The following is a 16,741-nucleotide window of genomic DNA, read 5'->3' as shown; positions in this document are numbered from 1 at the left end:
AACATCAGTTTGGCAATATGGCAACCATCATCGTTGCGGGACTACTACTCTACCTTTCTTTTTAATCAAGTCCAGTAAAGTAGAAAAATGGAGCTAACAATCAAATCAGCTTTACCCAACCATTCCATTTCGCATTTTGTTCATAGCTTCTGGATGGTGGAAAACAAGACAGGAATAGACATTACGTCAACTGTGCTACCAAATGGAATGGTTGATATGATTCTGATAAAAGTGAATTCAGAGAGTTTGAAAATGTTATTGATAGGCATTGACACGATACCCAGTCAGGTAACTATCACAGTAGGCACGCAATTATATTCGGTGGGTTTCAAGTTATTGGCAGTGGAATACCTGTTTGGAAATTCTATCAAAGATGTGCTGAATGAAGCACAACAAATTTCAAATGATTTCTGGCAATTTGAAGAAGACGATTTGAACAGCTTGGAAAACTTTTGCAACAAGGTAACACAAAAAATAAAAACCATTTCAACAGAGAATATTGACAGCCGAAAGAAGAAATTATTTGAACTTATTTATTCCTCGTTTGGCTCAATGACAGTAAAAGAACTTTCCGAAAAAGTGTATTGGAGTAGTCGGCAAATCAATCGTTACTTCAATCAGCAATTTGGTATTTCGCTCAAGGCATACTGCAACATTCTTCGTTTCGGAGCTTCATTCAAAAACATCAGCGAAGGCAAACTTTTCCCAGATCAAAATTTCACAGACCAGAATCATTTTATCAAAGAAATTAAAAAGTATGCCGGGGTTACACCAAAAGAGTTGAGCAAAAACAAAGATGAACGTTTCATCAACCTTACTGCAATCAAAAAGTTTCCTTCTTAAAAACGGCTGATTTTTACTATTCCATTTCTTATAACATCAGCAATTTTGCATCGTAATTAAACAATGCAAAATCGTGTTACTGAAAAATAAAAAAATAGCCATAATCGGTGCGGGACCCGTTGGTCTGACCATGGCAAGATTACTACAGCAAAAAGGAATAGATGTAGCCGTTTACGAACGAGACAAAGACGCACAAACACGGATTTCAGGTGGTACACTAGACTTGCATAAAGGCTCAGGACAAGATGCAATGAAAAAAGTAGGATTGTTGGAGAGTTATTATTCAATGGCGAGACCCATGGGAAGAACCGTGGTTGACGAACAAGGCAAGGTGTTGTTGGCCAAAAACCCTACTTCTGAGGAGCAATATGACAATCCTGAGATAAACAGAAACGATTTAAAACAACTATTGCTTGCTAGTTTAGCAAGCGACACAGTTGTTTGGGACAGAAAGTTTATCGGACTTAAAGAACACAACGGAAAATGGCTTTTGTATTTTGACAATAATGTAAATGCAATCGCAGACCTTGTTATTGGGGCTAATGGAGGAATGTCTAAAGTAAGAGAATACGTTACAGATTCAGCAATTGAATATACTGGAACGGTTATGATACAGGGCGAAGTATTTCAGCCGGAAATAAACTGTACGGAGTTCCACCAATTGTGCAATGATAACATATTAATGACTGCAAGTAACGGCAATTTATTAGTTGCAAATCCCAGAAACGGCAGCGTATTGAGCTACAATGTAATTTTTAAGAAGCCTGAAGAATGGGTTCACGAGAATGAATTAAATGGTCAAAATAAGGAAAGCATCATTGCGTTCCTGTTAAATAGATTACCTGCTTGGCATGAATCTTACAAACAACTATTCCGTTCAACAGCTTCTTTTGTTATATGGCCAACGAGAAAAATACCGTTGGATAAACCCTGGAAAAACAATCGCTCTTTGCCTATAACACTTATTGGAGATGCCGCACATATAATGCCGCCCTTCGCAGGTCAGGGTGTAAATACCGGACTGATTGACGCATCAATTTTATCTGATAATCTAAGTAATGGAAAGTTTGAAACCATAGAAGCTGCAATAACCGACTATGAACAAAAAATGATTATTTATGCAAAAGAAGCCCAATTGGAAACGAGCAAGAACGAATTAGATATGCAGCACCCCAACTTTTCCTTCCAAAATTTTTATCAATAATTTCGCAATAGAATGGGGGCTGATAAACAAAGACTCAAGTTTAGTTTTCCGATGGCACCGACCACCCGTTATCTTTAATACAAGGGTTAGGCTAACGTTCTCTAACCTGCTTTTCAAAGCTAATCGCTTTGAAAGTATGGCTAATTTTCACTTTATCTGGATAACATCGAATAGCCAAAGGCAAATTACAGAGCGGCACAAACTAGATACTGATTAATAAAAAATCCCCGCCAAGTTCTGGCAGGGATTTTTTGTATAATAAAGTCAACTTATCAGGCAATGCTTTCAGCCGGAACCGTTTGGGCCTGCATCATTTCCATGTCTGGTTTCGATTGGTCGGTAAGTAATACACGACCGCGCTCTTTACGGACAATACGCGAATAAAGCGAAATCTCCTGATCAAACAGAAAACGAAAAAACAGCCGAACAAATGATGTATGGTATTTCAGCGTTTCGTAATATTCTGGTGCCGATTTCTTAATGTCGGGTAGTCTGTTCCAGGGAATAGACGGGAAGTCGTGGTGTTCGTTATGAAAGCCCACGTTCATGTTAGGAACATTAAGCGGGCCATAATAACTATAGGTCTCCTGTTCTGGATCAAGTGTCAGGAAGTGCTCCTGAATCCAACGTGCGCCCAGTGGGTGGAAACCAACCGAGAAAAACAGGCAAAGTCCCAGAAATGCTAATGCTTTCCAACCAAACAGAACAACAATCAGCGTATCGAAAGCTAACTGAATCACTGTATTAGCCACAACCCATTTGTCAATCACAGCTAACTCCTGCATTCTGAGGGTACGAATACCCTGAAAAATTGGAAAGAACAGCAACCAGATTGCCTTACCGATGGCGTAGTTTTTAATCAATTTAGCCTCGTACCAATCTGGTAAATCAGCGTCCAGCTCATGAACACCTTGAAAGGCGTGATGCTTGATGTGAAAGCTCTTGAATGTCAAGGCCGTTGGGAATACCGTTGGCAGGTTGGCGAAAATTGCCGCCCACGTGTTGGCGACTGGTTTGCGAAAAATTAAGTTGTGAGCTGCTTCGTGAATACAAACGAACAGCGTATGTGCCGGGAAAGCCCCAATAAACCAAGCCGCTGCCACAACAATCCACCAAGATTGGTCGCGAACAAGGTAGGCCATACCCGTCATAAGTATAACACACCCTACACTAACCCAAAACGTAGTTGGATTTTTTTGCCCAATCAATTTTTTGATTTCGGGGTGAGATTTCAGGATTTGTCGGGTACGAGTCCGATGAGGTTCGGAAGCGTTCGAACGAACAAAATCAGTTAACGTTGCCATAAGATGAGTGCCGCTAGTACAACGGGGTCGCCCGTGTGATTCGGTAGAAAATGAACAGTAAAATTAACACAATTCTAACTGGAAATGCCATTTATGCAACCGAAATTCCTCAATTTTAACGGCATTCTCATTTCAAATAAGAAAGGCGGAGCCAACTGGCCCCGCCTTTTCTGATTCAGGTTGATTCAATAACATTAAAGTGAATGGTAGAATTAGAAATTAAAACCCAATTGGGAATGAATAACCCAGCGATACAACTACACCCCGGTTACGAACATTGACGTTTACAACTGGCACTTGTATCTGCCGGGTAAAGCCCTGTGTATAGCGGCCTTCGATAAAGAACTTTCCAGCACCAGCATCCATGGCTAAGCCCAGCCCACCAACTGCGCCAACATCCCAGCGACTTAGTGTACCGCCATAATTGACATCCATATCAAATGGGCGTGTGCTAAAAAGTGCCGAAGCACGGGTACGAATACGGCCATCAATCGCATAACTCACAGCCGGTCCAGCAATTAGGTAGGGTTGCACAGGGCCATCGGTCAGGTTAAATTTAAATAACAACGGGATTTCAATCTGTTGTGACTGATAGGCAATAGTTGCTCCGAGCGGCAAACTAAATCCACCAAGGTTGAGATCTAATCCTTCTTTTATAGCAATGCCTTTCTGTATATAAGACACTTCGGGACGAAATGATACACGGTCACTTAGTGGAATATCTAAGAAAATAGCACCGGTTGGCCCAACAGAAGGGTGAAATGCGGGGGCTAAGCTACCCAGATAATTGGGTTTAGACGCAAAACCCCAGTTAGCACCGCCCCGGATGCCGATCTGAACTTGAGCAAATGAAGTTTGGGTAGTGAGTAAGCCAAACAAGGCAATGGCACCGGCAAGCACAATTCGTTTCATGGTGTTAAAGGGAAAAACTGGTTGAAAACGCGAACCTGAAATTGATTGTGTAAACTGTCGGCTATAGGCTGAATGGTTTTTTAGTTACGAATTTGACGGTTAGAGAGGGTGGCCAGAGAAAGGATTAATCAGGTTTAGAAAAAAATTATGATTCTATTCCTGATGGGTAGTACACTGATTACGCGCTATAGCCTGTTTTCACTATGAATCAGCCAGTTGCACTTTTTCTTGAAAACATTGTAGTAGCCTCGTAACTTTACCAATCACCTACGCTCTTAACCGGACAATGAATTATATTAAACCAACCAAATTTAGCTATCTGCCAAACTTTTTGATGCCATTAGATGTGCTTGGCATCTTTGAGCGCGACCCCTTTGGCAATTCGCTATTAATCAGGCGTTTTATAATTGGTTTAGTAGGCTGGCTGACCTATGCCCGATATACCGTAGTAAACCGAATTCAAATCGAGGGGACCGAAAATTTAGAGAATTTGCCCATTAATAACGTGCTGTTCCTGTCGAATCATCAGACGTATTTTGCCGACGTTATTGCTTTTTTTCACATCTTTTGTGCTGTGAAATGGGGGTTTCAAAACACCATGCTGCCGCCCGTCTATTTGTTCGGACCTCGGGCTCGGCAGTATTACGTGGCCGCTTCAGAAACGATGAAAAAGGGAATTGTACCGCGCGTTTTTGCAGCGGGAGGGGCTATAACTATTGAACGCTCATGGCGAGCTGAAGGGCGTGAAGTTCAACGGGCAGTTGATAACACAGCCAACGAGAAAATTGCCAAAGCGCTGGCGCACGGGTGGGTCGTTAGTTTCCCGCAGGGCACAACAACTCCTTATGCACCTGTACGCAGAGGAACGGGGCATCTCATCAAAAACAACGGGCCGATTGTTGTGCCGGTAGTTATCAATGGGTTTCGACGAGCCTTTGATAAGAAAGGGTTACGTTTCAAAAAACGCAACACGCTTTTAACCGTTCAGTTTAAGGAACCTCTCCAGTTTAGTCCCGATGAAACCGTTGATGACATCATCGCTAAAGTACGCCACGCCATCGAACAGGATGCGCCGGAGTGGGTCAAAGAATAGAGACATAGATGGAAAGCCCGTGTAGCAAGGAATGAAAGATACACAGGCTCCTTAGCCTTCGTTCAGACTTTTGTCCATGCGGCTAAAGTACCCAGCGGAAGAAAATATAAAGCGTAAAGGATAGTAATATCGAGACGGGAAGCGTCAATATCCAGGCAAGAGCAATATTTCTGATTGTACCCGCCTGCAAGTTTTTCACTCCTTTATTAGCAACCATGCTCCCGGCAATCCCCGACGAAAGTACATGTGTCGTACTAACCGGTAGTTTCAGCCAGGATGCCATACCAATCATCATAGCTGCCACCAGTTCTGCTGAAGCACCTTGCGCATAGGTTAAATGTTGCTTACCAATTTTCTCTCCTACGGTTACCACAATCCGACGCCAGCCAATCATCGTGCCAAGACCCAGCGATAAAGCAATCATCAAAATTACCCACAATGGTGCGTAATCTGTAAACCGACGCAGCCCGCTTTCTTCACCCAGATTTTTGTTTAATAAGGATAGCTGACTTGCACTAAGGTTTGACCCTTCATCCTCAGAAATTTTCTTTATGTTGCTATTAATGAGCAGCAAATCTCGCCGTACATCCAATCGTTTCTCATTTGGAATTCTGTTTTCAACGAGTGTACCGTTTACTAATGCACTCAATTCAGAAAGTTCATTACGAGTCTGGGATAACCGGGCACGGTTCGTGGCTGAAAGGCGACTCGAGTCTAACGTAGAAATCGTTTGTTGAATACCCCCAATATTCGACTGCATCAAGCGAGGATCAAGATCAGATTTCACAGCAAAATGATAGGGTACGATGCCAATCAGAATAAGCATGATTAAGCCAACCCCTTTCTGGCCGTCGTTGCTACCGTGAAAAAAACTCACCAGGGAGCAGGTAGTAATCAGCACCGCCCGAATCCAGGTGGGCGGCTCTGTATTCTTTTTAGGTTCTTTAAAAAGCTGGTCTTTTGCTTCGTCGGGTACTGATCGGCGCAGAATAAACATCAGCACAATTGCCAAGCTAAACCCTAATAATGGTGATAACAATAGAGCGTAGCCCGTCTCGATGGCTTTTTCCCAGTTAACAGCGGCTCCGGTTTTGTTTTCGGGCATCGTGGCAAAAGCCAGACCTACACCCAAAATCGACCCAATAAGTGTATGCGAACTCGAACTCGGTAAGCCGAAATACCACGTACCGACGTTCCAGATGATGGAACTTAATAGTAGGGCCATGACCATCGCTACGCTGTGATAAACGTTTTGATCCACCAGCAGTTCAACCGGAAGCAGGTTCACAATACCCATTGCAACACCAATACCACCCAGCAGAACACCAGTGAAATTGCAAATCCCCGACCACACAACGGCAGCCGTCGGCTTTAGCGAATTGGTATAAATAACAGTGGCAACGGCGTTGGCTGTATCGTGGAAACCATTAACAAACTCAAAGGCACAGGCAGCGAATAGACTGATAAAGAGGAGGATAAAAACATCCGTTTCTAAGCCAAACATAAGTAAATTGTATTCTATAGTTAAGCAAACGGGGGGTCCGTAGGCTAGTGATTGCCACAAAAGTACGTCAAACTAGGTAGAGCGATATTACTAAATTGTTAAGACACGCAATACAACTTCCCTGCCACGCCCAGTTTGCCCGTATTTTAAACAAAAAAAGAGCGACTTTCCAGTCGCCTTACTTCTTCCCGGCCAGTTGCCCACAGGCGGCATCAATATCTTTGCCCCGACTCCGGCGGACGTTTACCGTTACGCCTTTAGTATCTAAAAATCCGGCGAATCTATCCAATGTTTGGGGGTCAGTATTTTTGAAATTAGCTTCGGCAATGGGGTTATATTCAATAATATTAATTTTTGCCGGAACGCGCTTTGTGAACTTCCAGAGTTCCTGCGCGTCTTGCAAGGTATCGTTGAAGTTGTAAAATAGAATGTATTCAAACGTAATTCTCGTACCCGTTTTTTTGTAGAAATAACTGAGTGCGTCTCCCAAGACCTCCAACGTATTGCTTTCGTTGATAGGCATGATCTGGTCGCGTTTCAGGTCGTTGGCCGCGTGAAGCGAAAGGGCGAGATTAAATTTTACGGCATCATCACCCAGTTGCCGAATCATCTTGGCAATACCCGCCGTTGAGACCGTAATCCGCTTTGGCGACATACCCAGGCCATCGGGCGAGGTAATGCGGTCAACAGATTCGAGTACGTTTTTATAATTCAGCAATGGTTCGCCCATGCCCATGTACACGATATTCGAGAGTGGCGCGTCGTAATTCTCCTTTGCCTGCCGGTCAATGGTCACTACCTGATCGTAAATTTCGGCTGCGTCGAGGTTACGCTTACGATCCATATAACCCGTCGCGCAGAACTTACACGTCAATGAGCAACCTACCTGACTCGATACACAGGCGGTCATGCGGTCAATGTCATCGGTACGCAGAGATGGAATTAAAACACCCTCAACCAGATTCCCATCAAACAATCGAAATGATGACTTTATTGTGCCATCATTACTACGTTGTTCCTGATCGATGGTTAATGGCCGAATCTCAAAATTAGCATTCAACAAGTCCCGCGTTGGCAGTGACAGGTTCGTCATCTGCTCAAACGAAATCGCCGATTTTTTCCAGAGCCATTCATGAACCTGTCTAGCTCGGAATCCCTGCTCATTATTCTGCGTAAACCAGTCTTTTAGCTGAACAGCCGTTAGCTTACGAATATCTTGTTTCTCCATTTTTGATTGAGCGAGTGAGCGAATGGACGGGCCATCTACTCAATCACTAATTAATTTCAGCGCGCCATTTCTTTCCTGCATCCAACCCTTTAGGCACCCAAACGGCGGCTTTATCCATTACTTTCGGCGCAATTGGCCGGATATAAGGATACAGAAAGGCGGTTTCGATTTGACGGGGAGGCATTTTAACGCCCATATAGCTGAACAACCAAAAGATAACACTAATTCCAAAGACCCACGTAAAAAGACCCACAGTTGCACCAGCCACGCTATCGAATGTGCCTAGTATAGAATATTTTAGCGACCGCCGGATGGCAAAACCCATCTGGTTAATCATGACTACCGTCGGGAAGAATATTATCGAAAAACCCAGCCAGGGCAAAATTTTCCGGGCAAGCTCACGGCTGATATATGGACTGAGCAAGTCTATGCCAAACGCCAGAAATTTAAACCCGACAATCATAGCCACAACAAACGCGATGACCGCAACAATCTCCACCAGAAGACCTTTCCGGTATCCGTTATAAGCCCCCCAGATGAGAGGAATAAGCATAAGTAAGTCGAGGGTATTCATTCGTACCTACGGGTTTTAGCCCGTATCTGGCAATAATTTATTACAGGCTAAAGCCCATAGGTACGTTTATTGTAACAACGTTTTGACCATTGCTAAAATAACTTTTCCGTCGGCTTGACCAGCAAGTTCTTTGCTGGCTACACCCATCACTTTACCCATATCTGAGGGAACGGATGCGCCAACGCGGGTGATAATGACTTGTAGTTTCGCCTTCAGTTCATCTTCCGACAGCTGTTTGGGCAAATACTGCTCGATAACCGCAATTTCAGTTTCTTCTACTGCCAGCAAATCCGGGCGATTCTGCTGTCGGTAAATGTCGGCTGAGTCTTTCCGCTGCTTCACCGCTTTTGTTAGAATCTTGGTTTCATCTTCGGGTTTAAGTTCGCCGGACTGACCTTCTTTAGTTTCTTCGAGCAAAATCATGGATTTTACTGCTCGCAGCGCGCGGAGTCTATCCTGATCTCTAGCCAGCATAGCTTGCTTAATATCGGCGTCAATTTGTGCTTTTAATGCCATCTTGTCAATTAGTAAATTAGCGAACAACCGGGTCGCCGGTGCGGTGAAACAAAAACAATGAACCTTCACTACGTTGGCAAAGTTACGAAATCAGTGAAGCTATTCACTACGGGATGTCAGTCCAGTCAATCATCAATCCAACAGCCCGGTCATACGTTAATTGAAAAAGATGACACGTTTAAGCGTTAATATCAACAAAATTGCCACCATTCGAAATGCACGGGGCGGCAATAACCCAAATCTCGTGAAAGTTGCACTCGACTGCGAACGCTTTGGTGCGCAGGGAATTACCGTTCACCCACGCCCCGACGAACGTCATATTCGTTATCAGGACGTGCTGGATTTGAACGAAGTCGTTACGACTGAATTTAATATTGAAGGCAACCCGGATGAACGGTTTATTGAATTGGTCAAACGAATAAAACCTGCCCAGGTGACACTCGTTCCCGACGCGGACGACGCTATTACATCCAATGCAGGTTGGGACACGATTCGTCACGCCGATCATCTTCGGCAGCTGGTTGAGACGTTCCAGGCCGACGGCATTCGCGTATCAATTTTTGTGGATGCTGATGAGCGTATGGTCGAAGGGGCCAAAGCCGTTGGCACCGACCGGATTGAGTTATATACGGAACCCTATGCTACCCTTTATGCAGAAGACCGCGAGGCTGCCATCGCGCCCTTTGTCCGGGCTGCTCAACGGGCTATCGAACTAGGGTTGGGCCTCAATGCAGGTCACGACCTTAGTTTAGAAAATCTACGTTTTTTCAGTGAACAAATTCCGGGGTTGAAAGAAGTATCCATCGGACACGCCCTTATAAGCGATGCGCTATACTTCGGATTAGAGAATACAATACAGATGTATTTAAGGGAGCTGCAATAGCGTAGACTTTAGCCTAATGTAGCTTTGCAAAAAAAGGCTAAAGCCGGTGTCACATACATGGTAAACCAGTTATCAGTTAACGAATTTCTAGAAAAAGCTCAAAGTTTGCCCGTCATCGACGTTCGGTCGCCGGGGGAGTATGACCGCGCCCATATTCCCGGAGCTGTGAGTATTCCACTGTTCAATAACGACGAGCGGGATCAGGTCGGTACAAAATACAAAAATGCAGGCAAGGACGCAGCCGTGTTGATGGGACTCAATTTTGTTGGTCCCAAATTGTCGGACTTTGTTAAACAGTCAAAAAAACTTAACCCCCAAAGCAAAGAAGTATTGGTGCACTGCTGGCGCGGAGGTATGCGTAGCGGATCATTCGCCTGGTTGTTAGACACAGCAGGGCTCACTGTGTCTATCCTTACTGGCGGATATAAAGCTTACCGAAATACTGCTTTAAGTAGCTTTGCCGAACCACTAAAACTCATTATTCTGGGTGGCAAAACAGGAAGTGGTAAAACAGATATTTTGAAAGAATTAGCCCGGCAAGGTGAACAGATTATTGATTTGGAAGGGCTGGCCCATCACAAAGGCTCAACCTATGGAGCCATTGGTCAACTCCCGCAGCCGGTTACAGAACAGTTTGAAAATCAGCTTTTTCGAACGCTTAAGCCGCTGGATGCCAACCGCCGAATCTGGCTTGAAGATGAAAGCCGCAATATCGGTTCGTGCTTTATCCCCATGCCGCTTTGGCAACAAATGCAGGTCGCTCCAGTAGCTTTAGTCAACATCCCAAAAGACAAACGAGTAAACCGTTTAGTGGCTGAATATGCGGGCATTGATCACAACTTACTTGTTGAAGCTACCGAGCGAATTCGCAAGCGGCTTGGTGGTAAAGTGACTAAAGATGCCCTTACTGCACTAATTCACCAAGACTATGCAACTGTGGCTGATTTAACACTGGATTATTACGACAAAGCCTATCTGCACGGACTTTCTCAGCGCGATGCGGCACAAATTTATCCGATAGAAATAGGAGAAGATAACCCCACTCAAACGGCTCAACAGCTTATTAAGTGGGCAGACACCCTGTAATTAATTGGGCCAAGATTATTTTCTTTTCTTCGTCTCACTCATCCGCCGAATCACCTCGCGCTTCTGAAATCCCAGGTGCCACACCGCGAAGGGCGTTTCCTGCTTACCAAAACAGGCTTCGCAAATAGGGCTGTTGGCTGGAACAGCCGCGTTATACACAAAAAGTGTATCGTTAATTTTCTGGATGTTGGAAATTGGCGACTGCTTCTGTTTCGCACTATATAAATAAGCGTCCAAAATTTCCCGCTCTTTACTATTCAGCGTTTTATTCTGTATATCAGTGGCGCCCAACAAGCGTATATCTAAGGCGTAATGCTCGGCAATTGCTTTCGTGCGAGGCATATTTTGCAACTGGCAAAGTTTGGCTCGCCCGGCAGGATCAGTCATTTTTTGAAGTTGCGTTGTCAGTTCTTTCTGCACCACCGCACTAACTTTTCCACCCAGATTATCAACCGTCTCTACTAAATCTGTATTGGTAATCCGCTTAATTTTCGAGTCGGCCATCTCTTCTTTCAGTTCATTCGTGTAATGAACCCGTTCAGGGTTACAAGCCGTTAAAAAGCTGATTAATAAGCTGGACAGTAACAGAGGACGTATCATAAACAGGAACTTAATGCAGTTGGGTTTCGTCATTTATCTGGAAAACGATTCCGTTGGCTGCTTGGTTGCAATTGTTGATGACAAAGCCTAACTGCCAGGATTTTCGTAATTTTGTTTTTTATTATCTGTAACTCCCCTTGCCGTACCACCTTCAATTATATATGCTGGCTGGAACGGCAAATAAAGTCATATCTCATGCTTGATCAGTTAGAAGCCATCAGCGAACGCTTCAACGAAGTAGCTCAACAAATTGTGCAACCCGAGGCCGTTTCTGATCAGAAGCGGTTTATGAAGTTGAGTAAAGAATACAAGGATTTAGAAAAGATCGTTGTGCAATATAGGGCCTATACGCAACTGCTCGAAGAAATTGAGAATGCGAAGCAAGTTATTGCGACCGAAAAAGATGAAGATTTTCGGGATATGGCCAAAGGTGAATTAGATGAACTGCTGCCCCGCCGGGAAACGCTGGAGGAAGCGCTCAAGGAAATGATGATGCCAAAAGATCCAAATGACAGCAAAAACGTCATTCTGGAAATTCGTGGTGGCACCGGGGGCGACGAAGCAGCCATTTTCGCGGGTGATATTTTCCGTATGTACCAACGGTTCTGCGAGAAAATGGGTTGGAAAATGTCACTGGTCGATTTTACAGAGGGCACATCTGGCGGCTATAAAGAAATTATTACTGAGGTAGAGGGCGAAGACGTGTACGGTAAACTGAAATTCGAGTCAGGTGTGCACCGGGTGCAACGCGTACCAGCAACCGAAACCCAGGGACGGATTCATACGTCGGCGGCAAGTGTGGCCGTACTACCGGAAGCCGAAGAAGTGGACGTTGAACTGAACATGAACGACATCCGTAAAGATACCTTCTGTTCGTCGGGGGCGGGTGGTCAGTCCGTAAACACCACTTATTCGGCGGTTCGGCTTACGCACATTCCATCCGGTATAGTGGTCCAATGTCAGGATGAACGCTCTCAGTTAAAGAATTTCGACAAAGCGTTGACGGTACTGCGGTCCCGGATTTATGAAATCGAATTGCAGAAGCACAATGACGCTATTGCTTCGCAGCGCAAAACGATGGTGGGTAGTGGTGACCGCTCCGACAAAATCCGGACGTATAACTATCCGCAAAGTCGTGTAACGGATCACCGTATCGGCTTAACTGTTTATAACTTACCCGCCGTAATGGACGGTGGTATCGGCGAATTTATCGAGCAGCTTCGCATTGCTGAAAACGCCGAACGATTGAAGGAAGGGGCAACGGTATAGGTCCATCTACAAAAAGCATTTTCTACATGCAGAAAGCCCGGTCATTCCTGACCGGGCTTTCTGCATTTTTACTTTACTCTAACCTTGTACGTTATCCGAAACCAGCTTAGCACCCAAGTACTCGCGGTTCATACGGGCAATATGATCAAGTGAAATAGATTTTGGACACTCAACCGAGCAGGCACCGGTAAACGAACAGGCCCCGAATCCTTCGGCATCCATTTGGGCTACCATTCGCTCTGCCCGCTCCTTTTGTTCTGACTGTCCCTGTGGCAAAATCGCTAACTGCGACACTTTTGCCGAAACAAATAGCATAGCCGAGGCATTTTTGCAGGCAGCTACGCAGGCTCCACAGCCAATACAGGCAGCCGCGTCCATTGCTTCATCGGCAACAGTACGAGGAATAAGAATTTCATTCGCATCACGCGCCGAACCCGTGTTAACGGATACATAACCGCCTGACTGGATAATCCGGTCGAAAGCAGATCGGTCAACCATCAGGTCTTTGATAACCGGAAATGCCCGCGCCCGCCAAGGCTCTACCACAATTGTATCGCCGTCATTAAATGACCGCATATGCAACTGGCACGTAGTAGCACCAGTTTGTGGGCCATGCGCCCGACCATTGATATACATCGAACACATTCCGCAGATACCCTCGCGGCAGTCGTGATCGAACGTAACCGGGTCTTCGCCTTTCCGGGTAAGTGTGTCGTTCAGTACATCGAACATCTCCAGAAAAGACATATCCTCCGATACGCTATCCAGATGATATTCAACCAGCTTTCCGTCTGTATTACTATTTTTCTGTCTCCAGACTTTCAGGTTAATTTTCATTAATGTAGTCGTTAGTCTGTAGTCATTAGTCAACAGTGTTCGTTTCTGACACCCGTTGACTAATGACTACAGACTGTTATTTATAACTCCGCTGTGTCAGTTTCACGTTCTCGAATTCGAGTACTTCTTTATTAAGCAGTTCAGGTTGATCTTCTCCCTGAAACTCCCAAGCCGCTACATAAGCAAAATTGTCATCGTCACGCAGGGCTTCACCGTCGGGCGTCTGGTATTCTTCGCGGAAATGGCCACCACAGGATTCGTCTCGGTTCAGCGCATCGTCAACCATCAGCTCACCTAGTTCGATAAAATCGGCCACACGTGATGCCTGCTCCAACGCCTGATTCATCTCTTCCGCATCACCCATGATCTTCACATTAGACCAGAACTCTTTTTTCAGCGCCTGAATCTTCTGCTTGGCTGTTTTCAATCCTTCGGCAGTGCGTGACATGCCGCAGTACTCCCACATGATATGGCCCAATTCCTTGTGCAAATCATCAACGGGCCGTTCACCTTTTATTGATAGCAGACGAGTAATCTGAGCCTCAATTTTCTGCTCAGCTTCTTTAAAAACTGGTGCATCAACAGGTAATTTATCAGCTGGACCGATAGTCGCCAGATAGTCGCCAACAGTGTACGGAATCACGAAATAACCATCAGCAAGTCCCTGCATCAGCGCCGACGCACCAAGACGGTTTGCCCCATGGTCGGAGAAGTTAGCTTCGCCGAGTGCATACAGACCAGGAATAGTTGTCATGAGGTTGTAATCTACCCACAAACCACCCATTGTATAGTGAACGGCGGGGTATATCATCATCGGCAACTCGTAGGGATTTTCGCCGGTGATTTTTTCATACATCTCAAAGAGGTTACCGTATTTGGCCTCAATCGTTTTCTGACCGTCGCGTTTAATTGCATCGGCAAAGTCCAGATAAACAGCCAAGCCGGTTTTACTAACGCCCCGGCCTTCATCGCACATGTTTTTGGCATTGCGCGATGCTACATCACGGGGAACCAGATTCCCAAAGGCAGGATAACGACGCTCAAGGAAATAATCACGGGCATCTTCGGCCAGATCAGTTGGCTTTAGCTCTCCTTTCTGAATTTTTTGTGCGTCTTCTTTCGATTTTGGTGCCCACACACGGCCATCATTTCGCAGCGATTCCGACATAAGCGTCAGTTTCGACTGGTAGTGGCCTGATACGGGAATACAGGTCGGGTGAATCTGCGTAAAACAGGGATTCCCAAACATAGCCCCTTTCTTGTGTGCTCGCCAGGCCGCTGTCACATTAGAACCCATCGCGTTTGTTGATAGGTAGAACACGTTACCATAGCCTCCTGTACAGAGTAGGACAGCGTGGCCCGAATGCGATTCAATTTTACCGGTAATCAGGTTGCGGGTAATAATTCCGCGCGCTTTGCCACCCTCAACAACAAGGTCGAGCATTTCGGTTCGTGGAAATAACTTCACTTTTCCGTTGGCAACCTGACGGCTCAGAGCTGAATAAGCCCCGAGCAATAACTGTTGGCCGGTTTGACCACGAGCATAAAATGTCCGTGATACCTGCGCACCCCCAAACGAGCGGTTAGCCAGCGTACCACCGTATTCACGGGCAAATGGAACGCCCTGCGCTACACACTGGTCAATGATATTAACGCTAACTTCGGCCAGCCGGTGTACATTACCTTCCCGAGCGCGATAGTCACCCCCCTTGATGGTGTCGTAGAACAATCGAAATACGCTGTCGCCATCATTCTGATAGTTTTTGGCCGCGTTGATTCCGCCCTGAGCGGCAATTGAGTGTGCCCGGCGGGGACTGTCCTGAAAACAGAACGCCTTAACGTTATAGCCTAATTCGGCCAGCGACGCAGCCGCCGATGCACCGGCTAAGCCAGTGCCCACCACAATAATATCGTATTTACGCTTGTTAGATGGATTTACCAGCTTCAAGGCGAATTTTTGCCGTGCCCACTTTTCGGCTAAAGGGCCTGCAGGGATTTTAGATTCCAGTTTCATTCGTCCAATTATGAATGAGTGATCAAGCGAATGAGTGATTAACAACCGCACGACACTAACCGACAGCCAACTATTTACTCATTGCACTGACAGACCAGTCGTTCTTTCACCCATTCACTCATTAAATTATATGGTGAACCTGTAAAAACACATAAATCGGCATAGCAGCAAAAGCAGCTGGAATGATGATTGCAAAAAAGTATTTGCCCACAATCTCAATGACTGGCGTGTATTTCTTGTGGCGGATACCAAGCGTTTGAAAGCCGCTCTGAAAGCCATGGGCAAGGTGATACCCAATAGCTACCATACAGATAACGTACAATAATACATACCACCATTCAGCAAAGGCAACCTTCACAACGGAGTACAAGTCTTTGTACTGCTTGCCATCATACTCGGCCATTGGGACCGAACCAAAGTGCATTTCGTACCAGAACGTACGCATATGAATGATGATAAACAGCAGCAAAATAGTGCCCAGAATGCCCATATTACGAGACGACCAGTCACTGTTTGCTTCCGGCTTGCTATAGGCATACTTAACCGGCCTTGACGCCTGGTTGTGGCGCGTCAGGATGAAAGCCATCAGCGCATGGACCAGGATAGACGTATAGAGCAGGTACGAGACAGTAATGATAACCGGATTGTGGGTCATGAAGTACGTGTACTCATTGAATGCCCGTCCGCCATCACCCTTAAACAGCTGGAGATTACCAGCCATGTGAATAATCAGAAAAGAACTTAAAAACAGTCCCGTCAGCGACATGATGACCTTGCGGCCGAGGGAGCTGGACAGAGTTTGTGTTACCCAAGCCATACGGTGAACGACACGAAATTTTAGTGGTAAACTAGTAAAAAAAAGCCGCTTTAAACG

16 protein-coding genes are annotated in these 16,741 nt (G+C 45.4%); 6 read left to right on the top strand and 10 right to left on the bottom strand.

The features are described 5' to 3' along the window. Nucleotides 1–87 precede the first annotated feature (87 nt). Together ACFS25_RS01785 and ACFS25_RS01780 are read left to right on the top strand one after the other, a co-directional pair. The gene (locus tag ACFS25_RS01785; protein ID WP_381496687.1) at nt 88–843 is read left to right on the top strand and encodes a DUF6597 domain-containing transcriptional factor; all 756 of its coding nucleotides are present in this window, start codon (nt 88–90) and stop codon (nt 841–843) included. A 73-nt stretch (nt 844–916) separates the two neighbouring features. Then, nucleotides 917–2,047 carry an FAD-dependent oxidoreductase gene (locus ACFS25_RS01780; protein WP_456242994.1) on the top strand — a complete coding sequence of 377 codons (1,131 nt, stop codon included), beginning with the start codon at nt 917–919 and terminating at the stop codon, nt 2,045–2,047. A 272-nt stretch (nt 2,048–2,319) separates the two neighbouring features. Here the strand turns inward: ACFS25_RS01780 and ACFS25_RS01775 are convergent, their stop codons facing one another. Both ACFS25_RS01775 and ACFS25_RS01770 read right to left on the bottom strand, forming a co-directional pair. Next, entirely contained in the window at nt 2,320–3,351 is a 1,032-nt protein-coding gene (locus tag ACFS25_RS01775; RefSeq protein ID WP_381496686.1) for a fatty acid desaturase, read from the bottom strand. A 219-nt stretch (nt 3,352–3,570) separates the two neighbouring features. Further along, nucleotides 3,571–4,263: a porin family protein gene (locus ACFS25_RS01770; RefSeq protein ID WP_381496685.1), complete on the bottom strand. Its 693-nt coding sequence runs from the start codon at nt 4,261–4,263 to the stop codon at nt 3,571–3,573. A gap of 286 nt (nt 4,264–4,549) precedes the next feature. On the opposite strand from ACFS25_RS01770, the gene ACFS25_RS01765 reads away from it, so the two are divergent. Further along, nucleotides 4,550–5,356: a lysophospholipid acyltransferase family protein gene (locus ACFS25_RS01765; RefSeq protein WP_381496684.1), complete on the top strand. Its 807-nt coding sequence runs from the start codon at nt 4,550–4,552 to the stop codon at nt 5,354–5,356. Between the two features lie 82 nt (nt 5,357–5,438). Here ACFS25_RS01765 and ACFS25_RS01760 read toward each other — a convergent pair whose 3' ends face one another. The 4 genes from ACFS25_RS01760 to ACFS25_RS01745 all read right to left on the bottom strand — a co-directional run bounded on the left by ACFS25_RS01760 (nt 5,439) and on the right by ACFS25_RS01745 (nt 9,178). Continuing rightward, nucleotides 5,439–6,860, bottom strand: coding sequence for an inorganic phosphate transporter (locus tag ACFS25_RS01760; RefSeq protein WP_381496683.1), 1,422 nt, complete (start codon nt 6,858–6,860; stop codon nt 5,439–5,441). A 178-nt stretch (nt 6,861–7,038) separates the two neighbouring features. Further along, on the bottom strand, nt 7,039–8,088 hold the full coding sequence (gene rlmN, locus ACFS25_RS01755; RefSeq protein ID WP_381496682.1) for a 23S rRNA (adenine(2503)-C(2))-methyltransferase RlmN: 1,050 nt from the start codon (nt 8,086–8,088) through the stop codon (nt 7,039–7,041). 46 nt (nt 8,089–8,134) lie between these two features. Continuing rightward, a complete protein-coding gene (locus ACFS25_RS01750) occupies nt 8,135–8,662 on the bottom strand; it encodes a CvpA family protein (RefSeq protein WP_381496681.1) in 528 nt (175 codons plus the stop codon). A 66-nt stretch (nt 8,663–8,728) separates the two neighbouring features. Beyond that, nucleotides 8,729–9,178, bottom strand: a complete 450-nt coding sequence (locus tag ACFS25_RS01745; protein WP_381496680.1) for a GatB/YqeY domain-containing protein — start codon at nt 9,176–9,178, stop codon at nt 8,729–8,731. Between the two features lie 169 nt (nt 9,179–9,347). On the opposite strand from ACFS25_RS01745, the gene ACFS25_RS01740 reads away from it, so the two are divergent. Both ACFS25_RS01740 and mnmH read left to right on the top strand, forming a co-directional pair. Continuing rightward, nucleotides 9,348–10,061 (top strand): pyridoxine 5'-phosphate synthase, encoded by a 714-nt coding sequence (locus tag ACFS25_RS01740; protein WP_381496679.1) that lies wholly within the window; start codon nt 9,348–9,350, stop codon nt 10,059–10,061. Nucleotides 10,062–10,118: 57 nt separating this feature from the next. Beyond that, the gene (gene mnmH, locus ACFS25_RS01735; protein WP_381496678.1) at nt 10,119–11,147 is read left to right on the top strand and encodes a tRNA 2-selenouridine(34) synthase MnmH; all 1,029 of its coding nucleotides are present in this window, start codon (nt 10,119–10,121) and stop codon (nt 11,145–11,147) included. Between the two features lie 15 nt (nt 11,148–11,162). Here the strand turns inward: mnmH and ACFS25_RS01730 are convergent, their stop codons facing one another. Further along, a complete protein-coding gene (locus ACFS25_RS01730) occupies nt 11,163–11,747 on the bottom strand; it encodes a hypothetical protein (RefSeq protein ID WP_381496677.1) in 585 nt (194 codons plus the stop codon). Between the two features lie 195 nt (nt 11,748–11,942). Here ACFS25_RS01730 and prfA point away from each other — a divergent pair, with 195 nt between their 5' ends. Next, nucleotides 11,943–13,016, top strand: a complete 1,074-nt coding sequence (gene prfA / locus ACFS25_RS01725) for a peptide chain release factor 1 (RefSeq protein ID WP_381496676.1) — start codon at nt 11,943–11,945, stop codon at nt 13,014–13,016. 78 nt (nt 13,017–13,094) lie between these two features. On the opposite strand, the gene ACFS25_RS01720 is transcribed toward prfA, so the two are convergent. The 3 genes from ACFS25_RS01720 to ACFS25_RS01710 form a co-directional block, all read right to left on the bottom strand. Further along, nucleotides 13,095–13,853: a succinate dehydrogenase/fumarate reductase iron-sulfur subunit gene (locus tag ACFS25_RS01720; protein ID WP_381496675.1), complete on the bottom strand. Its 759-nt coding sequence runs from the start codon at nt 13,851–13,853 to the stop codon at nt 13,095–13,097. A 76-nt stretch (nt 13,854–13,929) separates the two neighbouring features. Further along, nucleotides 13,930–15,867, bottom strand: a complete 1,938-nt coding sequence (locus ACFS25_RS01715; protein ID WP_381496674.1) for a fumarate reductase/succinate dehydrogenase flavoprotein subunit — start codon at nt 15,865–15,867, stop codon at nt 13,930–13,932. Nucleotides 15,868–15,988: 121 nt separating this feature from the next. After that, complete coding sequence (locus ACFS25_RS01710) at nt 15,989–16,684, bottom strand: succinate dehydrogenase cytochrome b subunit (RefSeq protein ID WP_381496673.1); 696 nt, start codon at nt 16,682–16,684, stop codon at nt 15,989–15,991. Nucleotides 16,685–16,741: the final 57 nt, after the last annotated feature.

It is taken from the genome of Spirosoma flavum, from assembly GCF_042686045.1.
Classification (GTDB): Bacteria; Bacteroidota; Bacteroidia; order Cytophagales; family Spirosomataceae; genus Spirosoma; species Spirosoma flavum.
This window is presented reverse-complemented; position numbering and strand designations above follow the sequence as displayed.